Consider the following 21767-nt stretch of genomic DNA (forward strand, 5'->3'; position numbering starts at 1 on the left):
CGCCGAGGCCGCCAAGGTTGCCGTGTCCCTGTCATTTTATTGGGCGTGCGGTGCCGAGGCCGCGATGCGCGAAGGGCTCACCCCTCGGCGGCCGTGTGCAGCGCGGCGAGCACGTCCTCGTCCGACAGCTGATCGAAGTCCTCGTACCAGAGGCCGACGGCCATGAAGGCGGCCGGCTGGTACAGGCAGACCACCTCGTCGGCCTCGCCGCTCAGCAGGTCGGCCGCCTCCGGCGAACACACCGGCACGGCCAGGACGATCCGCCCGGGCTCGCGGCGCCGTACGGAGTGCACCGCGGCAAGGGCCGTGGAACCGGTCGCCAGCCCGTCATCGACGATGATCACGGTACGTCCCCGCAGGTCGGGGGCGGGGCGGCCCTGCCGGTAGCGCTGCTCGCGGCGGCGGAGCTCGGCGCGTTCCCGCTCGACCGTGCCGGCGAGAGCGGCCTCGCTGAGACCCAGCCGGTCGAGGGTGTATTCGTCGAACATCGGCTCGCCGTCAACGGCGATCGCGCCCACGGCGAGCTCCGGCTGGAACGGGGCGCCGATCTTCCGTACGACGTGAACGTCGAGCGGGGCGTCCAGCGCCCGGGCCACCTCCTGGGCCACGGCCACGCCGCCCCGGGGAAGGGCGAGGACGACGGGGTCCGGCAGGGCGCCCTTCTCCTGTCGGCTCCGCAGTTGTTCGGCCAGCAGCCGGCCGGCCTGTGTTCGGTCACGGAACTGCATCACGGCTGCCACTCCTTTCACATGCGGGAGTGAGCCCTCGGGGTCCGGGCCCCGCGTGCCCCTCCAGCGCCGGTCGATAACTCGGCCGCGGCCTTCAGACGGTCGTCGCACCACTGCCGTGCGGTGTCGGCGACCTGTTCCAGCGCACCGGGTTCCTCGAACAGGTGCGTGGCGCCGGGCACGACGTGCAGGGTGTGCGGGGTGTGCAGCCTGCGGGCGGCCTCCTGATTGAGCCGCAGCACCTCGTGGTCCCGGCCGCCGACGATCAGCAGCACCGGTGCCCGTACGGCGGCCAGGGCGTCCCCGGCCAGATCGGGCCGTCCGCCCCGCGACACCACGGTCAGCACCCGGTCGGGCCGCTCCGCGGCGGCGGTCAGCGCCGCGCCCGCGCCGGTGCTGGCCCCGAACAGGGCGACGGGCAGATCCCTGGTGACGGCCTGGCCTTCGAGCCAGTCGATCGCGGCCACCAGGCGGCGGGCCAGGAGGGGGATGTCGAAGCGGTGCTCGCCCGTCGACGCGTCACGCCGCTCCTCCCCTGCCGTGAGCAGGTCGATCAGCAGGGTGCCGAGGCCGGCTGTGCGCAGTTCGGCGGCGACCGCACGGTTACGGGGGCTGTGCCGGGAGCTGCCGCTGCCGTGCGCGAACAGCACCACTCCTCGCGCGGATGTCGGCACAGCGAGGTCGCCCGCCAGCTCCGTGCCGTCGGCGGGCACCGTCACCGGCTGGGAGATCATCTTCCTCATCTTCTTCCGCGATACGTCAGCGATGTGGATTGCTATGGATTGCCCCGGATTGGTGCAGGTCTCTACGGCCGCGTACCCGACCCCGACGGGGGTACTCCGGATCGCATGGCTGACATGGACCTCAAAAGCAGCGCGTTCAACGATCACGCTTTCATCGCACGCGAGTACGCGTACGAGGGCGAGAACGTCTCCCCACCCCTGACGTGGAGCGGCGCCCCCGACGACGCGGCCGAACTGGTCCTGCTCTGCGAAGACCCCGACGCACCGTCGGGCACCTTCGTGCACTGGATCGTGGTCGGCATCGATCCGCACAGCGACGGCGTCGAGCCGGGCCAGTGCCCGACCGGCGGTACCGAACTCGTCAACGGCTACGGCGAACGCGGCTGGGGCGGACCGCATCCCCCGCCGGGGGACGAGGCGCATCGCTACTTCTTCCGCCTCTACGCCCTCGCGGAACCGTGCGTCCTGCCCGACGCTCCCAGCGCCGACGAGGTGCACGGGGCCGTCGAGAAACAGCAGCTCGCCAGCGGCACGCTCGTGGGGCTGTACCAGCGCTGACCGCCGACGCCGTCCGACTCAGTGGTTCGGCACGGCCTTGCTGATGTCCGCCAGGGCGGAGTGCGGGTCCTCGGTGGTCGCGAGGTCGCCGAGGCTGACGATGCCGACCGGGCAGCCGCCGTGTTCGACGACCGGCAGTCGGCGCACGGCGTACCGCCGCATCAGCTCGACCGCGTGATCGGTGGTGTCGTCCGGCGTCAGCGTCACCACGGGCGGGCGCGTGCACACCGTGCCGACCGGCGTGACGGCGGGGTCGTGGCCCTCGGCGACGGCCCGGACCACGATGTCGCGGTCGGTGAGCACGCCGAACAGATCGCAGTCGTAGGTCACCAGGACGTCGCCGATGTCCCGCTCCCGCATCAGGCGGGCGGCGCGCGCCACCGTGGTCATGGGCTGCACCGCCGCCGTTCCGGGCGACATCACTTCACGTATCAGCCTGGTCATGGCAACCTCCACGTGCTGGATCGGGCGGCGCGCCGCATGCCGCCCGCGTAGCCCGCACCGGTGGCGGTAAACCGGTCGCGCGATGCTCCGGCGGGCTCACGCCGCGGAGTGCCGCCGCGCCCGCCCCTTGCCGAGGAATCGGAGTAGTCGCGTCCGGGGCCAGGTGTTGATCACGTCGTCCTTGGTGAGCCAGCCCCGCTGCGCCGTGCCGATGCCGTAGCGCATGTTGGCCAGGTGGAGGACGGAGTGGGCGTCGCTGTCGACGGCGAACTTCACCCCGTGCCGCCGGGCTCGCAGGATGTCCTCGTCGCGCAGGTCGAGCCGGTCCGGATGGGCGTTGATCTCCAGGGCCGTGCCGGTGCGCGCGCAGGCGGCGAAGACCGCGTCGAGATCGGCGTCGATGCCCGGCCGTTTGCCGAGGATGCGGGTGGTGGGGTGACCGATGATGTTGACGTACGGGTTCTCGCAGGCCCGCACGATCCGGCGGGTCAGCGCCTCGCGCCCCTGGTTGAAGTGTGAGTGCACCGAGGCCACGCACAGGTCGAAGCCGGCCAGGAATTCCTCGGGCCAGTCCACGTCGCCGTCGGGGCCGATGTTCAGCTCCGCGCCGTGCAGCAGCCGCATGCCGCCGCGTTTGCCGTACGTGCCGTCGAGCTCGCGCACGTGTTCGCGCTGGGCCAGCATCCGCTCGTCGGTCATGCGCTGCATGTACATGTCCGGCCCGTGATCGGTGATCGCGTAGTAGGCGTATCCGCGCTCCGCGGCGGCCCTGACCATCTCCTCCAGCGGTGCGAGGCCGTCGGTGAGGTCGGTGTGCGTGTGCAGGTCGCCGCGGATGTCCGACTCCGTCACGAGGTCCGGCAGCTCGCCGTGGAGGCCGGCCTCGATCTCGCCGCGGTCCTCGCGCAGGGTCGGCGGGATCCACGGCAGGCCGAGCCGGGCGTAGACGTCCTCCTCCGTCTCGGAGACGATCTTCTCCCCGCTCTCGCCGTCGAACAGCCCGTACTCGGAGAGCTTCAGCCCCTGGTGCACCGCCAGCTCGCGGGTGCGGATGTTGTGCGCCCTGCTCCCCGTGAAGTACTGGAGCGCCGCTCCCCAGGAGTCCGGGGGGACGACGCGCAGGTCGACGGAGAGGCCCTTGGTGGTGCGGATCGACGTCTTCTTCTCGCCGTGCGCGATGACCTCCGAGACGTACGGCAGCTCGGTGAAGGCCCGCATCAGCGGCGCCGACCTCCCGGCCGCGGCGAGTACGTCGATGTCGCCGATCGTCTCGCGGAAACGGCGGAGCGACCCGGCGTAGGCGCACCGCCGGCAGCCGGTCACCCGGGACAGCTCGGCGACGATGTCGGCGGCGAGGTCCATGGCGGCGTCGAGCAGGACGCGGTCCCCGGAGGACTGGAGGAGTTCGATGCCGTGAAGGATGTTCTCCTCGGTCTTCGGCCCGAAGCCCTTCAGGTCGCGCAGCCGCTCCTCGTGGATGGCGTCGGCCAGTTCCTCGACCGAGGAGATGCCCAGCTCCTCGTAGAGCACGCAGGCCTTCTTCGGGCCGAGCGTGGGGATGGCCGTCAGCCGCCGGACACCGGCGGGGATCCTGGCCCGCAGTTCCTCGACCGCGGACACGCTACCGCTGCGGAAGTACTCGACGATCTTCTCGGCGATCGACTTGCCGACATTGGGAATCTCCTGCAGGCCCTTGGCGTCGAGGGTGGACACGTCGAAGTGGTGGCCGCCGATCGCCCGGGCAGCCTTCTCGTAGACGCGCGCCCTGAACGCGTCTCCTCCGGTGATCGAGACCAGGTCCGCGTACTCCTGGAACAGCGCGGCGACCTCGTCGTTGGAACGAGCCACACCTTCAGGGTAGGCAGACCCGGCACCGGCCGCTTCAGCCCGTCTTCCACCCCCGGTGCGTGTCGATCCGTTCCCATTCCGCGGCCCACTGCGCCAGACGCCGCTGGTCCAGCCGCAGACGCAGCACCCAGGCAGCGCAGAGCACCACGCCGCCCACGCCCATCGCCGCCAGCACGCCGCCCGAGACCGCGTGCAGCCGGGTCTCCCCCTCGGTGAGGGGCTCAGCCGTGATATTGCCCTTGCCGTCCGTCCAGACGGTCACCGTGCGTCCGGCCGGAGTCTTGGGCAGCACCCTGGCTTCGTCCGTGTACGTCCGGCCGTCCGGCGCGGTCCAGCGCACCGTGGCCCATACCCGGTAGTCGGCCGGCGCCCGCGAGGACACCCCTTTCTCCGCGTCCTTGACGAGCACGGCCGCCACCTCGCGGCTCTGCGCCCGCTGCCGCTCGGCCGCCGACTCGACCTCGGCGGCCGTCGCGAAGCCCGCGAACAGGCCGCCGGCCAGGGCGAACACCCAGGCGGCGAGCACAATCCACGCCTCGAGGAGGTCGCAGCGCCGCCGGAGCGGGTTCCGCCGCCACCGCCACAGCCGCACCTTCCGACACCGTGACGCAGCCATCGGCCGACACCCCCTAGTGAGTACCGACAGACGCTTCCAGTGTCCTCCTGATGGGCGCTTCGCGTATGTTTCGCGTCTACACGCCCTGGCTCTCGCTCCGCGGGTGTACGTCGCCGAGGACCGGGAGTGCTGGACGAGCGGGGCGCCGCCGTGGTCGACGAGAGGCACGCCGACCGGCTCTGTCAGGCGCTGGCCGGCCGCCGCGTCGGGGACTGCCTGTCCGGCAAGGCCGGGCCGCCGTCGATCGCCGAGCCCGACGACACCGCGCTGGAGGTGGCCGCGCTCATGGCACGGGTGCACAGTCCCTTGGTGTCGGGGGCGGAGAAAGCGAGGGCCGAGGCGGGCGGGCGGAAGCGACAGGGCACGCGTCTCCTCGGGGTGATCACCGCCTCGCATCTCCTGCACGAGCTGCTCGCTGTCGCGGAGCCGTCGAGCACCACGCGACCAGGACGTGAGTCCTTGCGCCGACCGGGTGAACCGCTCGGGCCGGTACGACGTGATCGAGCTCCGTCGGCTCTCCCTTGGCCGGAACTCCTCAGCGGCGTGCACGAACCCCTGTCTCGCGCGGCGGGCGGATGAACTGCAGCGCCAACGTGGCCGAAGGCTCCGCGACGCCCGGTCCGCCGTCGGCCGCCCAGCGCAGGACGTCGTCCGTGCAGTCGTCGTCCAGGGCGAAGCCGATCCAGGTCGCCCGCCCTCCGGCCCGGCGTCCGGCGGTGGACGGCTGGACGACGATGACGTTGGCCTGGTCGCAGGGGCCCAGGCAGTCCGCCGTACGTACCTCGAAACGGCCGCCGGACGCGGCGGCTTCGGCGCGCAGTCGCTCCATCTGCCAGGCGTGGTCGGTACCGGGGTACTTGCGGGGGTTGCCGCAGCAGCAGCCGCGGCACACGACCAGGGTGCACGGACGGTTCGCCGCGCGGATCACCGACCGGTTCTTCACAGCGCCGCCCGTGGGCGAAGGCCGTACGCGCGGACGCGGCCCTCGTGGTGCGCGGTGATCAGCAGCGGTGGTCCGGCCCAAGCCGGCGCGGCGACAGGAGAGTTCACGTCGTCCAGCGTACGCACCGGTTCCCAGGGCGACGTCCAGGACCCGCGAGACACATGCGCGGATTGCCATATGTTAATGTCGGCATGCACGGCCTGCGGAGCACCAGCCGCAGGCAACCCGAGAGCAACAGCAGGAGCACGGCATGACGACCGCCACCGAACACCGCGTACACGACGACCACACGCACACCCACGGCCAGGACTGTGGCCACGTCGCCTTCCCGCACGGCGACCACACCGACTACGCCCACGACGGCCACATCCACCGGGTCCACGACGGCCATGTCGACGAGTGCGTGAACGCCGGCCACACCGCCCACGAGGGACACGACCACCAGCACGGCGAAGGCTGCGGTCACGTCGCCGTGCCGCACGAGGGCCACGTGGACTACCTGCACGACGGCCACCGCCACGCCCCCCACGAGGGCCACTGGGACGACCACTGAAAATCGTTGCCACATGCTAATATGCGCATGTGGCGACGAATCCCCCTTCCCCGACGGCCTCGGCGGACGAACCACTGCGCGACCTGCAGTCCGCGAGTGACCTGCTGAAGGCACTGGCGTCGCCCGTCCGCCTCGGCATCGTGCGCGAGCTGTCCCGGGGCGGAAAGTACGTCCACGAACTGGTCGCCGCCCTTGGAGTGAGCCAGCCGCTGGTCTCCCAGCACCTTCGGGTCCTGCGCAACTCCCGCATCGTGACGACCCGCCGCCAGGCCCGCGAGATCCAGTACGACCTCACCGACGACCACATCGCCCACATCGTGCTGGACGCCATCCGGCACGCGCAGGAGTAGCGCGGCGTTTGGGACTCGGGTGGCGGCTCAGGCGAGGTCCTTGGCGGACCGCCCGCCCCGGTCACGCAGCCAGGCGACCACGGCGGGGTGGCCGGAGCGGTGGGCGGCATCCAGTGGGGTGAGCTCGTCGTAGCCGATCCAGTTGATGTCGCCACCGCGTTCCAGCAGGTAGGCGGCCATCTCCCGCTGTCCGCCGTGACAGGCGCACCAGAGGGCACTGGTGATCTCTGCCGGGCCCGGCGGCGGGGTGTCGGGCTGGAAGCAGGCGGCGACGCGGTCGGCTCGGCCGAGGGCGGCGGCCTGCCACAGGGTGGTGTGCGCGCCACGCTCGAGCAGGCGGCGGGCCGCGTTCCACTGGCCGAAGGCCACGGCGTCGGCGATCGGTGTGCCGCCGCTGATGACCGCGCCGTCGGCCTCGATGTCCGCGCCGAGGTCGAGGAGTGTGTCCAGGACCGGCACGTCGTCACTGCTGGCCGCCCAGTGCAGGGGGGTTTCGGTGTGCGGGCCGGTGAAGCGTGCGTTCACGTCCGCTCCCGCGGCGACGAGGGCGGTCACCGTCTGCGGGCCGCCCGGGTAGTGGCCGGGCCAGTCGGTGACGACGTGCAGCAGGGTGCGGGTGATTTTCGTGTTGCCCAGCCGTGCGGTGGCCAGGCGCGGATGGGCGATCAGCAGGTCTTTGAGCGCCGGCACGTTGCCGGAATGGATCGCTTCGACGGCGGCGCGGGCCAGCGGCGCGTTGGTTTCGATCAGCATCGGGCTACCTCCCCTGTCGCCACCTGGGTAGCACGGCCCACTGACAACCGACGCACGGGGTGGAGCCGCACACCCGGCACGGTCCGTCCTCTGGCGGTGCCCCCTCCCGGCCGAAAACTGTTATCCCGTGGTCGTCGGCACGTCTCCTGAGCGAAGACGGTCGGGTCCACCGGAGCAGGGCGCAACTTGTTCCGCGCGCAGGGCAACCTTTGTGCGTCCGGTGGCGACCAAGGGGAAACCCGGGCTTCCCGCGAAGAGGACGACGTGAGCAAGAGAAGAGCAGCCCCGCGCCACCGGCGAGGCAGAACGGCCGACCGCCGTCGACGTGTCCTGATCACCATGGCGGCCGCCGCGGTGTCCGGGGGCGTGGTCCTCGCCGGAGTCCTGGTGTCGGGCACGGGCACGGAATCCGGCCCTGCCGCGGGGGCATCCGCGTCACCGAGGGCGTACGCCTCTCACCCGTCGCCCACCGCATCCGCGTCGGTGTTGACGTCCGCCTCGCCGTCGGTCTCCGCATCGACGACGAAGCCCGCGAAGAAGCGGACCCCCGCCGCGTCACGGACCTCCGCCCCGGCCTCCCGCGCCGCCACGTTCGGCGCCTGGCCCACCGCCACCGCCGACCGGGCGGTGACCTCGACCATCGAGGTCACCGGCAGCTACGACGGCGGCCTGAAACGCTTCCACGGCTCCGGCGGCCTCGGCACCGACGGCCAGGGCGAGGACCAGGGGCCGCTGTTCGAACTCGCCGACGGTGCCGTACTGGAGAACGTCGTCCTCGGTGCCCCGGCCGCCGACGGCGTGCACTGCCTGGGCAGTTGCACGCTGCGGAACGTGTGGTGGGAGGACGTCGGCGAGGACGCGGCCACCTTCAAGGGCACGTCCGCCTCGGCCACGTACCTGGTCGACGGCGGCGGTGCGCGGAAGGCCGACGACAAGGTCTTCCAGCACAACGGAGCCGGCACGCTGACCATCAGGCACTTCCAGGTCTCCGACTTCGGCAAGCTCTACCGCTCGTGCGGCAACTGCGACACCCAGTACACGCGCCACGTCGTGATCAGCGACGTGCGGGCGAGCAGCCCGGGAAAGGTCCTGGCCGGGATCAACGCCAACTACGGGGACACCGCCGTCATCTCGGGCGTGACGATCACGGGCGAGGCCGGCGGCATCACCGTGTGCGAGCGCTTCCGGGGCAACAGCGGCGGCGAGGAACCGACCGTTCTGGGCAGCGGCCCGGACGGCACGAACTGCCGCTACAGCACCTCGGCCGTCACCTACCGCTGAGCGACACCCCGTGTACGGAGGAGACCCGCGACGAGGTCCCGGGGCAGGCCGTGGGTGTCGTGGAGGTAGGTGTAGTCCTCTTCGTCCAGCGGTCCTTGGAACTCCGGCCGGCAGAGCACGCGACGGCCTCGTTCCAGGAGTGTGCCGAACCGCCGCTCCTCATCGAGGAGCACCTCGCGGACGGGGCCGGATCCGCCGGTCTGGCGGAAGTGGTCCAGCGTGTGCTCGAGGAGCTCCACAGGCAGATCGGACAGGGCGCGGGACGGGTCGTCGCGCCACAGGGTGGTGAGGAGGCGGCGGGTCAACCGGCGCAGTACGTAGCCGCGTCCGGTGTTGGAGGGCCGTACTCCGTCGCCGAGGACGACGATGCTCGAGCGCAGGTGGTCGCAGACGAGGCGCATCGACGGCTCGTCCAGGTCCCACAGCGGCGGGAGCAGTCTCATCCACGGTTCGAACAGGTCGGTCTGGTAGACCGAGGTGCGGTCCTGCAGGACGGTCACGAGCCGCTCCAGTCCCATGCCGGTGTCGATGCCGGTCTGTTGGAGGAGTTCGAGGCTGCCGTCCTCGTGGCGGTGGTAGCGCATGAGCACGTGGTTCCACACCTCGACCCACCGCGGGTCGGTGGTGGGGCTGCCCTCGGGCGGGGTACCGCTGTCGCCGGTCCGGTGTCGGGGCCGACCTGGTCGTCCCCGCCGAAGACCGTGGCGTGCATCCGCCCCTGCGGGATGCCGAATCCGTCGCGCAGCAGCTCGTATCCCCAACGCAGGCTCTGCGAATGGCCGTAGTCGCCCAGCGACCACGAGCCGAGCATCTCGAACACCGTCAGGTGAGTGGGGTCGCCGATCTCGTCGAGGTCGGTGGTGCGCAGGCAGCGCTGGACGTTGACCAGGCGCCGTCCCCGGGGATGGGGACGTCCCAGCAGGTAGGGCGTGAGCGGGTGCATGCCGGAGGTGGTGAACAGCACCGGGTCCGAGGGGGGCGGCAGGAGCGTGCTTCCGGTGATGAGCCGGTGCCCGCGCTCGCGGAAGAAGTCGGTGAACGTGCGCACGGTCTGGTCCGTTTTCATGGCGGTGTTCCTTCGGGTCACGGGCGACCGGAAAGAACCGCGGGAACAGGCTGCGGCAGGGGTCCAACAATGCGCCGGCGGTCCGTTTCCGGCCGCCGGGGAAGAGGGGGTGAGGTCAGGCGTCGGCAGCCGGCGAGCTGGTCGCTCGCGCGGCTGCGGCGTTGGTTCGGGTGATGACCTCCATGCGAACCACGTTAACAGCGGCCTTCTCGGACCGTCCCGGGGTTTTCCCGCCGCCAGCGCCGCTACGACGCGCTCGGGCCCGGCGTCGGGCCCATGCCCCGCATTTGCTGGATGGTTCCGCCGAGCTTGGCGCGGAACTGTTCGAGCATCTTCGGCTTCGCGGCGACGACCCAGCGTGCGCCGACGAGGTACTTGCCGCCGTACACGCTGGCGGACTCGAGCCAGGTCTGCTGGTACTTGTCCCGCGGGAAGGTGGTGATGAGGTAGTCGCCCTTCTCGGTGTGGCACACGCCCTCGCGCAGTTGCTCCGCCTCGACTCGGATCTTGACCTTGCAGCCGGTCAGACCGGCGATCACCTCGACCTTCGCCGGGGCCACGACCCCGGCCGCGGGGGCGGCCGTCACGGACGTTTTCGTCGGCCCGCTCTTCACGGCGTCGTCGTCCCCGCCGCCGCCGCACGCCGTGGCCAGGGGCAGCAGGGCCAGGCAGCCGGCCAGTGCGGCGCCGCGTGCCAGGCGCACCGTGGGAGGGATGCGGCCGATGCGTCCTCGCGATCGCTGCTCCAGCACGTGCCTCTCCGTATCCGCGTCTCCGCGTGGTTCTGTCCGCATCGGCGGACAAGCGTACGACCAGGGGTACGGGTGAAAGCCGATGACCGTTCACTCCGGAGGCACCGGCGCGACGAGAGTGGCCCATGATGCGATGGGGCACCACAGCTGATCACGGGGCGGAGTGCGGCGTGTTGGGCAACAGTGGGCCCGATGCGGGGAGTTTCCAGCCACTGGAGGACGGCGAAGTTCACGATGGCCGACGTCGTCACCATCCCCAGCCACCTGTCCATCCCGGAGCTGCGCACCTACTTGACGATCGAGGCGGCCAGGGGCCTGTCGGCCCCGGACACGCCGGCACCGGCCGCGGTCGACGAGCATGGGCGGTCCGAACAGACCTTCCTCGTCGACGTTGTCGTGCGCTCCGGCGGCACGGAACGGCGCGCTGTGGCCAGGGGCCAGGACATCTACGCCGTCAGCGCGCCGCTCGCGGTGGAAGCGGTGCACCGCATCCTCACGGGACGGACCAGGACGGTCGGTGTCGCCTCGGCCGGCGAGATCTTCGACGCGCCCGACTTCCTCCGCGCGCTGTCCGCGCACCTGTCTGTGGAGCTGCGCCGGCAGGGACAACGTCAAGGCGCCGCGAGCGTGACACCACGCGGCGCCATCGTGGCACACCTGGCGCCATAGCGGCTTGCCATGGCGCCACAGTGGTGCCATCATGGCGTTATGGACCTCACGCCCTATGTCGACGACCTCCGCCACCAGCTCGCTGTCGCCGCGAATGCCGGCGGTGAGGAAGCCCGCGCCCTGGCCGAGCGGCTGACCGCGCCCCTGGAATCGACTGCCCGACTGACCATTCTCAACGCCCTGTCCGCTGCCTCGGAAGAGATCACGCGCGAGCTGGCGCCGGGATCGGTGGATGTACGGCTGCGGGGGATCGACCCCGAGTTCGTGGTGACGCCGCCGCCGCCCGCCCAGGAGGATCCGGAGAGCGGGCCGGCCGCAGCCGCCGCGCCGGTGGCACCATCCATGGCGCCAGTGATGCCACCGGGGGCGGAGGGCGATGAAGGTGGTACCGCACGGATCAACTTCCGGCTGCCCGCCCACCTCAAGGGCCGCGTCGAGGATGCGGCGAGCCGAGAGGGCCTGTCCGTCAACGCCTGGCTGGTGCGGGCCGTAGCCACCGCCCTGGAGCCGGGCGAATCGGCCCGCCCCGCGACGCGTGCCCCCCGGCGCGGACAGAGCTACACGGGCTGGGTCCGCTAGTCGTCGCACTCCCACACCGCACCCACGCCCCTCACCGCCCCCACCAGCGGTGACACCCATCAGAGCCAAGAGGACGGGACAGCCATGCCTTCTTACGAAACCCCTGAGCCCATCTCCGCGACCCTCGAATTCGACATCGGCGACGTCCGGATCACCGCGAGCAAGCGCAGGGACACGGTCGTCGAGGTGCTGCCGAGCGACGGTTCCGACGAAACCGACGTGCGGGCTGCGCAGCAGACGAAGGTCATGTACTCGGGGGGCACCTTGACGATCAAGGGCCCGAAGAAGCGCTCTCTGTTCGGCAAGAGCGGTTCGATCGACGTGTCCGTCGAGCTGCCCGCCGGCTCGCAGATCCAAGGCACCTCCCCCATGGCGGACTTCATCTGTGCGGGACCGCTCGGGGACTGCCGTCTCAAGACCTCGCTCGGCGACATCCGGCTGGAGGAGGCGGAGACCGTGAACCTGCGCACCGACCACGGCGACATCCGCGTCGACCGCACGAACGGGAACGCCGAGATCCACGGGGCGGGCCGGATCGACATCGGCGAGATCACGGGCACGGCTACCGTCAAGAACGGCAACGGCGAGACCACGATCGGCGAGACCACCGGCGACCTGAAGGTCAACTCCGCCTATGGGCGCATCTCCGTCGGTGTCGCGCACGCCTCGGTCGACGCCAAGTCCGCCAACGGCGCCATCCGCCTCGGCGAAGTGGTCAGGGGCCAGATCCAGCTCGACACCGCCGCCGGCAACGTGGAGATCGGCATCCGCGAGTCCACCGCGGCCTGGCTCGACGTCAACTCCCGTATCGGCGGCGTCCGCAACTCCCTCGGACCCGCCGAAGGCCCGGGCGGCTCCGAGGAGACCGTCGAGGTCCGCGCCCGCACAGGCGTCGGCGACATCGTCATCCGCCGCTCCTGACCCTCCGTATCCAGAGAGGCGCCACCGCCATGAACTCACCGACCGCAACACTCACCGCCACCGCTCCGGCGATCTCCGCCATCGGCCTGCGCAAGACGTACGGCGACAAGGTCGTCCTGGACGGCGTCGACCTGCGCATCCCGGAGGGAACGGTCTTCGCGCTGCTCGGCCCCAACGGCGCCGGCAAGACCACCACCGTGGAGATCCTGTCCACGCTCGTCCCCGCCGACGACGGCCAGGCGCAGATCGCGGGCCACGATCTGGTCCGCGACCCCGACGGCGTACGGTCCGCGATCGGCGTCACCGGCCAGTTCGCGGCGGTGGACAACCTCCTCACCGCCGAGGAGAACCTGCTCCTCATGGCCGACCTCGGGCACCTGCCCCGGCGCGAGGGCAGGCGGCGGGCCACCGCGCTGCTGGAACGCTTGGAGCTGGCCGAGTCCGCGCGCAAGCCCGTCGTCGCCTTCTCCGGCGGTATGCGCCGCAAGCTCGACCTGGCGATGACCCTGGTCGGCGATCCGCGCGTCATCTTCCTCGACGAGCCGACCACCGGCCTCGACCCGCGCAGCCGCCGCACGATGTGGCAGATCATCCGGGGTCTGGTCGACGACGACGGCGTGACCGTCTTCCTGACCACGCAGTACCTGGAGGAGGCCGACCAGCTCGCCGACCGCATCGCCGTGCTCGACCACGGACGGCTGGTCGCCGAGGGCACCGCGGACGAGCTCAAGAGGCTCATTCCCGGCGGCCACATCCGGCTGCAGTTCGCCGACGAGGCCCAACTCGACTCCGCCGCACGGCACTTCGGCGTCTCGGCGCGCGACCCGGAGGCACTCAGCCTGCGCATCCCCAGCGACGGCAGCGTCCCGACTCTGCGGGCCGTACTCGACGTACTGGACGACGCGGCGGTGCGGGCGGAGTCACTCACCGTGCACACGCCCGACCTGGACGACGTCTTCCTGACCCTCACCGGCCGCCCCGACTCGCCGAAGGACACCGCCCGATGAGCACCCTCGCCTATGCCGTCAGCGACTCGATGACCATGCTGCGGCGCAACCTCAAGCACGCGCTGCGCTATCCCTCCATGACCTTATCGGTCGTCGCCATGCCGATGATGATGCTCCTGCTGTTCAACTACGCCTTCGGCGGCGCCCTGGGCGCCGGAATCGGCCCCGCGCAGGACGGGGGTGGCGAGTACATCGACTACGTCGCGCCCGGCATCATCCTCATGGCCGCGACCTCGGGGGCGATCGCCACCGCGGTCGGCGTGTGCGTCGACATGACCGAGGGCATCGTCAACCGGTTCCGTACGATGTCGATCTCCCGCGCCGCGTTCCTGACCGGCCATGTCGTCGGCAGCCTCGTCCAGACGATGGTCGCCATCGTGCTGGTCACCGGCGTCGCCCTGGCCATCGGCTTCCGTCCCGACGCCACACCCGTCGAGTGGGTCGCGGCGATCGGCCTCCTCACCCTGCTCACCCTGGCGCTGACCTGGCTGGCGGCCGGGATCGGGCTGGTTTCGAAGACCCCGGAGTCGGCGAGCAACACGCCCATGCCGCTGACGCTCCTGCCGTTCCTCGGCAGTGCCGTCGTGCCGACGGACTCGATGCCGACCGGGCTGCGCTGGTTCGCCGAGTACCAGCCGTTCACGCCGATCATCGAGACGCTGCGCGGCCTGCTCATGGGCACCGGCATCGGCAGCAGCGGGTACGTCGCGCTCGCCTGGTGCCTCGGCCTCACCCTGGTCGGCCACCTCTGGGCGCGGTCCGCGTTCGGCCGTACCGCCAAGCGGTAAGTGCCCACCTTCACAAGCCACTTCGCCCCATCCGGCACGTCACAGCCCACCGCACGTCACTCTCCACGGGAGGACACCTTGCCGTACGAACCGTCGACAGACTCCCCCGGCAACGCCCCGCACGAACCAGTCACCCTGCCCACCCGGCGTGCCGCGGGCTGCCCCTTCGACCCGGCGGCCGGACTGGCCGAGTTACGCGCGGGCCGGCCGCTGACCGGATGCGCTACCCCGACGGGCACGTGGGCTGGCTGGCCACCGGCCACTCCGTGGTCCGGGCGATACTCGCCGATCCCCGCTTCAGCTCGCGGTACGAACTCATGCACTACCCGCTCCCGGGCGGGCCCGAGGACGGGCTGCCGCCGGCCCCCGTCGGCGACATGACCGGGATGGACACGCCCGAGCACACCCGCTACCGGCGGCTGCTCATGGGCAAGTTCACCGTCCGGCGGATGCGCCGGCTCACCGAACGCGTCGAGCAGATCACCGCCGAGCACCTCGACGCCATGGAAGCCCAGGGCCCCGGCGTCGACCTGGTGCAGGCGTTCGCCCAGCCCATCCCGGCGCTGATGATCTGCGAACTCCTCGGTGTGCCCTACGCCGACCGCGAGACCTTCCATCGTCACACCGTCACGCTGATGACCATGGACGCGACGCCCGAGGAGCGGTACGCCGCCATGGTCGGGCTGGAGGAGTACATGGGCCGGCTGGTCGCGGCCAAGCGTGCCGAACCCAGCGACGGCCTGCTCGGCGACCTGGCCCGGGACAGCGACCTCAACGACGACGAACTGACCGGCCTGGGCGGCTTCTTGCTCGCCGCAGGCCTCGACACCACCGCCAACATGCTCGCCCACGGCACCTTCGCCCTGCTGAGCAACCCCGAGCAGGCCGCCGCTCTACGGGCCGAACCCGAACTCGCCGAGCAGGCCGTCGAAGAGCTCATGCGCTATCTGACCATCGCCCACACCAGCGTGAAATCGGCCCTGGAGGACGTCGAGCTGGACGGCCAGGTGATCAGGGCGGGCGAGTCGGTCACGCTCTCGTTCGACGCCGCCAACCGTGACCCGGAGAAGTTCCCCGACCCCGACACCCTCGATCTGCGCCGCGGTGCCTTGGGACATCTGGGTTTCGGGCACGGCATCCACCAGTGCCTGGGCCAGCAGCTGGCCCGCGTCGAGATGACGGTCGCCTTTCCGGCGCTGACCCGCTTCCCCACCCTGCGTCTGGCCGTGGCACCGGAAGACGTGCCCCTGCGCACCACCATGAACATCTACGGCGTGCACCGGCTCCCGGTCACCTGGGACAAGGAATCCGAGCGCCGCCGCACATCGCACCGGGAGGAGGCAAACAAGCCAACGGGCGGCCAAACAAGGGCAGGTTGGGGCCGGTGATTCACATGAGTCGAGCCGGTGGGAATAACGTGGGCGTCCACGACTGGTGTTCGACGTTTTGTGGTTCTCCCTACGCACACACAGGAGCGTCCATGACTGATGAGGCAGAGAACTCCGAGCAGGAGGCCCTGTCCAAGATCGACACCTCCGTGCCGCAGTCGGCCCGGATCTGGAACTACTGGTTGGGAGGGAAGGACAACTACGAAGTCGACCGTGTCGCCGGTGACGCGTTCCGCGAGATCTTCCCCGGTATCGAGACCGGAGCCCGAGCCGCCCGGTACTTCCTCGCCCGCGCCGTTCGTCATCTGGCCGCCGAGGAGGGCATCCGGCAGTTCCTGGACATAGGCACCGGGCTGCCCAACGTGGACAACACCCACGAGATCGCCCAGCGGGTGGTCCCCGAATGCCGGATCGTCTACGTCGACAACGACCCGTTGGTGCTGGCCCACGCCCGCGCGCTGCTCACCAGCACCCCGGAGGGCGTCACCAACTATGTCGACGCCGACCTGCGCGAGCCGAGCACCATCGTGCGGGAAGCCGGGAAGACGCTGGACTTCGACCAGCCCGTCGCTCTCATGCTGATGGGCATCCTGGGCCACATCGAGGACTACGACGAGGCGCGCTCGATCGTGCGGCAGCTGGTGGATGCCCTGCCCTCCGGCAGCTACCTCGTGCAGTACGACAGCACCAACACCAGTGAGTCCTACGTCAAGGCCATCGAGCAGTACAACGAGGGTGGCTCGATCCCGTACATCCTCCGCAGCCCTGAGCAGATCGCGGGCTTCTTCGACGGTCTGGAACTGCTCGAACCGGGCGTGGCGTCGTGCTCGCGCTGGCGTCCTGACACCGATGCCTGGGGCCTGCCCGCGGAGGTGCACCAGTACGGCGGTGTCGCCCTCAAGCGCTGAAACCCGCCGGCTGCCGGCCCACGTCCCGGATCAGGTTTCCTGGAGGACGCGGTGGAGGATCGTCGGAGTCTCGTCCGGTGATTCGGCTTCGACCACCAGGCGGTTCATGACGTCCCAGTAGCACTCGATCTCGGCCGGCTTGTCGGGATAGAGGGCAGTGGCGAGCTGTTCGAGGTAGACCATGTCGGGCAACTGACCGCCGGGCAGGCGCAGGATGGTGACCGGACCGCCTTCCGCGGCGTGGCCGCCGGCGAGGAACGGCATGATCTGGACAGTGACCTGCGGGAGTTGGCATATCTCGATGAGATGCCTGAGCTGGGCGCGCATCGTGCTGATGCCGCCCACCGGGCGACGAAGCGCCGCCTCGTCGATCACGGCCCAGAGCTGTGCCGCCGGGCGGCGGTGCAGGATCCGCTGGCGTGTCATCCGCAACATGACGCGCCGGTCGATCTCCTCGGTGGAGGCGCCCGGGTGGGCAAGCCGGATGGAGGCACGCGCGTAGTCGGGGGTCTGCAGCAAGCCGGGAACACGTTGGACCTCGAAGCAGCGGATGAGACTCGCTGCCTGTTCGGCCCCGAGGTAGGCCTGCATCCAGGCGGGCACCACGTCGGTGTAGTACTGCCACCAGGCGGGGGTGTTGGCCTGGTCGGCCAACGTCATCAAGGTGGCGCGCTCGGCCTCGTCCGTGACTCCGTAGAGGGTGAGCAGATCGGCCACGTCGCGCAGCTTGAAGCCGTGGCGGCCGGCCTCCAGTCGGCTGATCTTGGACCGGGAGGCGCGGATGACGTGCCCGGCGGCCTCACGGGAGATGTGCTGTTCCTCCCGCAGTCTGCGCAGCCGGGCGCCCAGCACCAAGCGCGCCACCATGGGGCCGGCCGACCGGCCGTCCAAGACCCCGCTGTCGGACGGTGTACCTGCTGCCCCTTTGGTGCTCATGGGCATTCTCCCTGCAGTGAACGCAACTCTGCACGCATACAAGCGCTGCGGCAAGCCATCCTAGGGGCTGTCCGGTACATGATCTCCGAGTCGTGGGAATGATCTCCGGTTGTGGGTGGAGTCACCGGCCCAGTCGATATCTGGAGGATGCGTGCCAGGCGTGGCCGACGAGCCCGACTCGCGGTTCACAGCAGCGTTCTCCGGCACCCAGTCGCCACCGTACTTGTCGCCGACGATGCGCGTACGGGGCCGCCCCCGACCCGACCCTGAGGCGTCCCCCATCCATCCCTGGTCCCTCCCTGAGATGTGTCAGAAATCTTTGACAGGTGCTCGACGCCCTGTCAGCCTTTTCTGACAGGTACGACGGAAAGGGGCCCTCATGCCCGAGGTCCCGCCACCGGCACCGACGGGCGACGAGTTGCTGAAGGTGCTCTCCGCGCTGGGCAATCCGCACCGTATGCGGATCGTCGCGGCACTCATGGAGAGCCGCAACTACGTCAGCGCGCTGGCTCGCGAGATCGGCATGGGCCGCCCGCTGCTGCACATGCACCTGCAGCGCCTGGAGGCGGCCGGACTCGTCGTCGGCACGCTCGAGACCGCGGAGGACGGCAAGACGATGAAGTACTTCGAAGTAGCTCCGTTCTTCTACGAGTTGACGCCCCACGTCATCGCGCGGGCGGCCGCGACGATCACCGAGACCGCCGACCGGACCGACCGGATCGCGAAAGAGGATGCGAAGTGAATGAGCAACTGGTGACGCTCGCCGCCGGAGAGGACGAGTGGGGGATTCTGGTCGGCGCCGTGGGCGCGGCCGGGTTCTTCGCCCTGCTGATCGTGATCGTCTGGCAGGCCGCCGCCACCTGGCGGGCCCGCATGCTGGCCGCGCGTGAGGAGCAGTACAAGGAGCTCGCCGCGAAGTACGCACAACTCCTGGAGGACACCGTGGAGTTGCAGCGCCGCACGGTCGAGGAGCAGCGGCAGACCCTCGACGAGCTGACGCAGACCCGGCTCGCGGTCGGGTCGATGGAGAAGATGATGCGCGAGATCGAATAGCCGGCCGTACGCGTACGGCCGGGAGCGGCAACTCCCGGCCGTACCAAGGAAGAACACACCCCGGACACACCCGTCCCCTACGCCACGGCAGGTCGTCACACCCTCTGCGCCGTGGTGCGGGTCCCGTGCGCCCTTGTGCCGGTCACCGACCGGCGGCGCGTTCCCTACGTAAGGAGATTACTCATGCGTGCGCTGCTGCAGCGTGTCGCCCGCGCGCCCGGCGGGCGACGCGGCAAGTGGCTCGTCCTGGCGGCCTGGCTGATCGTGGCCGTCGCGCTCGGCCCGCTGGCCGGCAAGCTCGGCGACGTCGAGGACTCCAGTGCCAACGCCTTCCTGCCGCGCGGCGCCGAGTCCGCGCGGGTCAACACGGAGCTGGAGAAGTTCCGTACGGACACGGTCATGCCCGCCGTCGTCGTCTACACCGGCGACGGCGCGGACGCGAAGGCGGCCGCCGACCGGACCGCCTTCGAGCGCTTCGCCCCCGCAGGCGAGGAGGTCTCACGGCCCATCCCGTCCGAGGACGGCAAGGCCCTGATGACCGTCGTTCCGCTGGACAGCGAGGACGAGATCACCGACAAGGTCGACGAACTGCGCGAGATCGCAGGCGCCAACGCCCCGCCCGGCGTGGACATCGAGGTCGGCGGTCCCGCCGCATCCCTCACCGACTCGGTGGCGGTCTTCGACAGCCTCGACTCGACCCTGCTGCTCGCCACCGGCCTGGTCGTGGCCGTCCTGCTGCTGATCACCTACCGCAGCCCGATCCTGTGGCTGCTGCCCCTGCTCTGCGTCGGCTTCGCCGCCGTACTCACCCAGGTCTGCACCTACCTGCTGGCCAAGCACGCCGGGCTGCCGGTGGACCCGCAGAGCGCGGGCGTACTCATGGTGCTCGTCTTCGGCGTCGGCACCGACTACGCCCTGCTGCTCATCGCCCGCTACCGCGAGGAACTTCACCGCCACCCCGACCGGCACGAGGCCATGCGGATCGCACTGCGCCGCTCCGGCCCGGCGATCCTCGCCTCAGCCGCCACCATCGCCGTCGGCCTGGCCTGCCTGGCCTTCGCCGACATCAACTCCTCCCGGTCGCTGGGTCTGGTCGGCGCGGTCGGCGTCGTCTGCGCCTTCCTCGCGATGATCACCGCGCTGCCGGCGCTGCTCGTCATCACGGGCCGCTGGGTGTTCTGGCCCCTGGTACCGAGGTACGGCACACCCGCGCGCAAGCCGCGCACCGTCTGGTCCCGCATCGGAGCCGCCGTCGCCCTGCGCCCCCGCTGGTCGTGGATGATGTCCGTCGCCGTCACCGGCGCCCTCGCCCTCAGCGCGGCCGGTATCTCCATGGGGCTGACGCAGGCCGAGATGTTCCAGGACAAGCCCGAGTCGGTCGTCGCCCAGGAGAGGATCTCGGCGCACTATCCGTCCGGGGCGTCCGACCCCGCGAAGGTCATCACCAGCACCGACAAGGCCGCCACGGTCCGCGCGGCCGCCTCCGCCGTGGACGGAGTCGCCCGCGTCGAGGACGGCGGCGACCGTACCCCGGACGGTGAACTCACCACGCTCTCCGTGGTGTTGAAGGACACTCCCGACAGCCGGGCGGCCAAGGACACGATCGACGGCCTCCGCGAAGCCGTGCACCCGATGGACGCCCTCGTCGGCGGCACCACCGCCGAGAGCCTCGACACCCAGCGCGCAGCCGACCGCGACCTGACGACAGTCATCCCGATCGTGCTCCTGGTCGTCCTGGCGGTTCTGATCGGGCTGCTACGAGCCCTTGTCGCCCCGCTGCTGCTCCTGGCGACCGTCGTGCTGTCGTACTTCGGGGCGCTGGGCGCCTCCAACCTGGTCTTCGAACACGTCCTGGGCTTCGCGGGCGTCGACTGGTCGATCCCCCTCATGGGCTTCGTCTTCCTGGTCGCCCTCGGCATCGACTACAACATCTTCCTCATGCACCGCGTGAAGGAGGAAGCCGGACCCCTCGGTCTCACGCGCGGTGTCCTGGAGGGCCTGACCAGCACCGGAGGCGTCATCACCTCCGCGGGCGTCGTCCTCGCCGCGACCTTCGCCGTCTTCGCCGGACTGCCGCTGGTGACCATGGCCCAGATGGGCGTCCTCGTCGGCATCGGCGTCCTGCTGGACACCTTCCTCGTCCGTACGGTCCTGGTCCCGGCCCTCGCCCTCGACCTGGGCCGCTGGTTCTGGTGGCCGGGCAGGCTCTTCCACCACCTTGCTCGCCATGAGCCGGACGCGCAGGCAGGCCCGCCTGCCACCTCACCCGCTCCGGCCCAGCATCGAGGTTAGCGTGAGCGAATGCCCGTTCGACGCAGTGATGAGGCGGAGCGGGTCACCACGGCCTGGCAGGTCCTGACGGGCTGGCTTGCCGAGCACGCCCCCGCCTCGTACGCACCGGCCTCGTGGACCCCGGTCCACTGAAGACCGAGCAGGCGCGGGAACGGTGACGGTCGGCCTGGACGGCCGGTACCGCCACCTCGGCCTCGTGCGGGTCCGGGCGGCGGCTGCGCGCTGACTCCGGGGCAGTCGGTGACCCCGCCCGGTACCAGGCGGCCCTGCGCGCGGGCGAGTCACCCTTGAGACTGGGAGTACTGGCTGCCTGGAGGGACACCGAGATGTTCTCCCTCCCGGAGCGCGCGGCACTCGCGCCGGCCGAGGCGACGACCGACATGACGCGCCCCGACACGCAGACGGCCGCCTACGAGACGGCCCGACAGGTCCTCACCGAGGACCAGATCTCCGCCGCGATCTGGGTGGCCATCACCATCAACGCGTTCAACCGGGTGTCGGTCATGAGCGGGCATCCCGTGCCCGCACCGCGAAATGCCCCTCCGCACGGGACGACCGCCTCCGGCGACCAGGAGGCGCTCCAGGAAGCGA

General features: G+C 70.5%; 24 protein-coding genes and 4 pseudogenes. 17 read left to right on the top strand and 11 right to left on the bottom strand.

The annotated features are described in order from the left end of the window. Window positions 1-77: 77 nt before the first annotated feature. Together ABT063_RS25550 and ABT063_RS25555 are read right to left on the bottom strand one after the other, a co-directional pair. A complete protein-coding gene (locus ABT063_RS25550; RefSeq protein WP_351060630.1) occupies window positions 78-728 on the bottom strand; it encodes a phosphoribosyltransferase in 651 nt (216 codons plus the stop codon). Between the two features lie 17 nt (window positions 729-745). Further along, complete coding sequence (locus ABT063_RS25555) at window positions 746-1462, bottom strand: dienelactone hydrolase family protein (protein WP_351060882.1); 717 nt, start codon at window positions 1460-1462, stop codon at window positions 746-748. 114 nt (window positions 1463-1576) lie between these two features. Here ABT063_RS25555 and ABT063_RS25560 point away from each other — a divergent pair, with 114 nt between their 5' ends. Then, window positions 1577-2029 carry a YbhB/YbcL family Raf kinase inhibitor-like protein gene (locus tag ABT063_RS25560; protein ID WP_351060633.1) on the top strand — a complete coding sequence of 151 codons (453 nt, stop codon included), beginning with the start codon at window positions 1577-1579 and terminating at the stop codon, window positions 2027-2029. 18 nt (window positions 2030-2047) lie between these two features. Here the strand turns inward: ABT063_RS25560 and ABT063_RS25565 are convergent, their stop codons facing one another. The 3 genes from ABT063_RS25565 to ABT063_RS25575 form a co-directional block, all read right to left on the bottom strand. Continuing rightward, window positions 2048-2473 (bottom strand): CBS domain-containing protein, encoded by a 426-nt coding sequence (locus tag ABT063_RS25565; RefSeq protein WP_351060636.1) that lies wholly within the window; start codon window positions 2471-2473, stop codon window positions 2048-2050. A 96-nt stretch (window positions 2474-2569) separates the two neighbouring features. Next, complete coding sequence (gene polX, locus ABT063_RS25570; protein WP_351060638.1) at window positions 2570-4321, bottom strand: DNA polymerase/3'-5' exonuclease PolX; 1752 nt, start codon at window positions 4319-4321, stop codon at window positions 2570-2572. Window positions 4322-4355: 34 nt separating this feature from the next. Continuing rightward, window positions 4356-4937, bottom strand: a complete 582-nt coding sequence (locus ABT063_RS25575; RefSeq protein WP_351060641.1) for an Rv1733c family protein — start codon at window positions 4935-4937, stop codon at window positions 4356-4358. Window positions 4938-5063: 126 nt separating this feature from the next. Here ABT063_RS25575 and ABT063_RS25580 point away from each other — a divergent pair, with 126 nt between their 5' ends. After that, entirely contained in the window at window positions 5064-5516 is a 453-nt protein-coding gene (locus ABT063_RS25580; protein WP_351060644.1) for a CBS domain-containing protein, read from the top strand. Here ABT063_RS25580 and ABT063_RS25585 read toward each other — a convergent pair. Further along, a complete protein-coding gene (locus tag ABT063_RS25585; RefSeq protein ID WP_351060647.1) occupies window positions 5473-5865 on the bottom strand; it encodes a (2Fe-2S) ferredoxin domain-containing protein in 393 nt (130 codons plus the stop codon). The genes ABT063_RS25580 and ABT063_RS25585 overlap by 44 nt on opposite strands. A 265-nt stretch (window positions 5866-6130) precedes the next feature. Here ABT063_RS25585 and ABT063_RS25590 point away from each other — a divergent pair, with 265 nt between their 5' ends. Continuing rightward, window positions 6131-6433, top strand: coding sequence for a hypothetical protein (locus ABT063_RS25590; RefSeq protein WP_351060650.1), 303 nt, complete (start codon window positions 6131-6133; stop codon window positions 6431-6433). Window positions 6434-6462: 29 nt separating this feature from the next. Continuing rightward, the gene (locus tag ABT063_RS25595) at window positions 6463-6783 is read left to right on the top strand and encodes an ArsR/SmtB family transcription factor (protein WP_351060653.1); all 321 of its coding nucleotides are present in this window, start codon (window positions 6463-6465) and stop codon (window positions 6781-6783) included. A gap of 27 nt (window positions 6784-6810) precedes the next feature. Here ABT063_RS25595 and ABT063_RS25600 read toward each other — a convergent pair whose 3' ends face one another. Together ABT063_RS25600 and ABT063_RS52285 are read right to left on the bottom strand one after the other, a co-directional pair. Then, window positions 6811-7536 (bottom strand): ankyrin repeat domain-containing protein, encoded by a 726-nt coding sequence (locus ABT063_RS25600; RefSeq protein WP_351060657.1) that lies wholly within the window; start codon window positions 7534-7536, stop codon window positions 6811-6813. A 455-nt stretch (window positions 7537-7991) separates the two neighbouring features. Beyond that, a complete protein-coding gene (locus ABT063_RS52285) occupies window positions 7992-8177 on the bottom strand; it encodes a hypothetical protein (RefSeq protein ID WP_502990882.1) in 186 nt (61 codons plus the stop codon). On the opposite strand from ABT063_RS52285, the gene ABT063_RS25605 reads away from it, so the two are divergent. Further along, a complete protein-coding gene (locus ABT063_RS25605) occupies window positions 8164-8817 on the top strand; it encodes a pectate lyase (protein ID WP_502990883.1) in 654 nt (217 codons plus the stop codon). The two genes, ABT063_RS52285 and ABT063_RS25605, sit on opposite strands and share 14 nt — an antisense overlap. Here the strand turns inward: ABT063_RS25605 and ABT063_RS25610 are convergent. Both ABT063_RS25610 and ABT063_RS25615 read right to left on the bottom strand, forming a co-directional pair. Further along, window positions 8808-9883 (bottom strand): annotated as a pseudogene (locus tag ABT063_RS25610) (alanine--tRNA ligase-related protein). The gene ABT063_RS25605 and the pseudogene ABT063_RS25610 overlap by 10 nt on opposite strands. A 245-nt stretch (window positions 9884-10128) precedes the next feature. Then, window positions 10129-10635 (bottom strand): hypothetical protein, encoded by a 507-nt coding sequence (locus ABT063_RS25615; protein ID WP_351060660.1) that lies wholly within the window; start codon window positions 10633-10635, stop codon window positions 10129-10131. A gap of 225 nt (window positions 10636-10860) precedes the next feature. Between ABT063_RS25615 and ABT063_RS25620 the strand changes: the two are divergent. From ABT063_RS25620 to ABT063_RS25650, 7 genes and pseudogenes are all read left to right on the top strand, one after another. Next, a pseudogene (locus ABT063_RS25620) lies at window positions 10861-11304 on the top strand (saccharopine dehydrogenase); the annotation flags it as partial. 39 nt (window positions 11305-11343) lie between these two features. After that, window positions 11344-11883, top strand: coding sequence for a hypothetical protein (locus tag ABT063_RS25625; protein WP_351060663.1), 540 nt, complete (start codon window positions 11344-11346; stop codon window positions 11881-11883). 84 nt (window positions 11884-11967) lie between these two features. Further along, window positions 11968-12804, top strand: coding sequence for a DUF4097 family beta strand repeat-containing protein (locus ABT063_RS25630; RefSeq protein WP_351060666.1), 837 nt, complete (start codon window positions 11968-11970; stop codon window positions 12802-12804). A gap of 29 nt (window positions 12805-12833) precedes the next feature. Next, complete coding sequence (locus ABT063_RS25635; RefSeq protein WP_351060669.1) at window positions 12834-13811, top strand: ATP-binding cassette domain-containing protein; 978 nt, start codon at window positions 12834-12836, stop codon at window positions 13809-13811. After that, window positions 13808-14599 carry an ABC transporter permease gene (locus ABT063_RS25640; protein ID WP_351060672.1) on the top strand — a complete coding sequence of 264 codons (792 nt, stop codon included), beginning with the start codon at window positions 13808-13810 and terminating at the stop codon, window positions 14597-14599. Before ABT063_RS25635 ends, ABT063_RS25640 begins: the two co-directional genes overlap by 4 nt. A 78-nt stretch (window positions 14600-14677) precedes the next feature. Then, a pseudogene (locus ABT063_RS25645) lies at window positions 14678-15903 on the top strand (cytochrome P450); the annotation flags it as partial. A gap of 176 nt (window positions 15904-16079) precedes the next feature. Continuing rightward, window positions 16080-16895 (top strand): SAM-dependent methyltransferase, encoded by an 816-nt coding sequence (locus ABT063_RS25650; RefSeq protein ID WP_351060675.1) that lies wholly within the window; start codon window positions 16080-16082, stop codon window positions 16893-16895. A 30-nt stretch (window positions 16896-16925) separates the two neighbouring features. Here the strand turns inward: ABT063_RS25650 and ABT063_RS25655 are convergent, their stop codons facing one another. Next, the gene (locus ABT063_RS25655; RefSeq protein ID WP_502990885.1) at window positions 16926-17831 is read right to left on the bottom strand and encodes a Sco1979 family transcriptional regulator; all 906 of its coding nucleotides are present in this window, start codon (window positions 17829-17831) and stop codon (window positions 16926-16928) included. A gap of 379 nt (window positions 17832-18210) precedes the next feature. Here ABT063_RS25655 and ABT063_RS25660 point away from each other — a divergent pair, with 379 nt between their 5' ends. The 5 genes and pseudogenes from ABT063_RS25660 to ABT063_RS25680 form a co-directional block, all read left to right on the top strand. Further along, window positions 18211-18573 (top strand): ArsR/SmtB family transcription factor, encoded by a 363-nt coding sequence (locus ABT063_RS25660; protein ID WP_351060678.1) that lies wholly within the window; start codon window positions 18211-18213, stop codon window positions 18571-18573. Next, window positions 18570-18884 (top strand): hypothetical protein, encoded by a 315-nt coding sequence (locus ABT063_RS25665; RefSeq protein ID WP_351060680.1) that lies wholly within the window; start codon window positions 18570-18572, stop codon window positions 18882-18884. The genes ABT063_RS25660 and ABT063_RS25665 overlap by 4 nt, the downstream gene beginning before the upstream one ends. 183 nt (window positions 18885-19067) lie before the next feature. Continuing rightward, the gene (locus tag ABT063_RS25670; protein ID WP_351060683.1) at window positions 19068-21176 is read left to right on the top strand and encodes an MMPL family transporter; all 2109 of its coding nucleotides are present in this window, start codon (window positions 19068-19070) and stop codon (window positions 21174-21176) included. A 9-nt stretch (window positions 21177-21185) separates the two neighbouring features. Further along, complete coding sequence (locus ABT063_RS25675; protein WP_351060686.1) at window positions 21186-21308, top strand: hypothetical protein; 123 nt, start codon at window positions 21186-21188, stop codon at window positions 21306-21308. 125 nt (window positions 21309-21433) lie between these two features. Continuing rightward, window positions 21434-21706: pseudogene (locus tag ABT063_RS25680) on the top strand (carboxymuconolactone decarboxylase family protein); the annotation flags it as partial. Between the last annotated feature and the right edge of the window lie 61 nt (window positions 21707-21767).

The sequence above is a fragment of the Streptomyces sp. NPDC002838 genome (genome assembly GCF_040295365.1).
Taxonomy (GTDB): domain Bacteria; phylum Actinomycetota; class Actinomycetes; order Streptomycetales; family Streptomycetaceae; genus Streptomyces.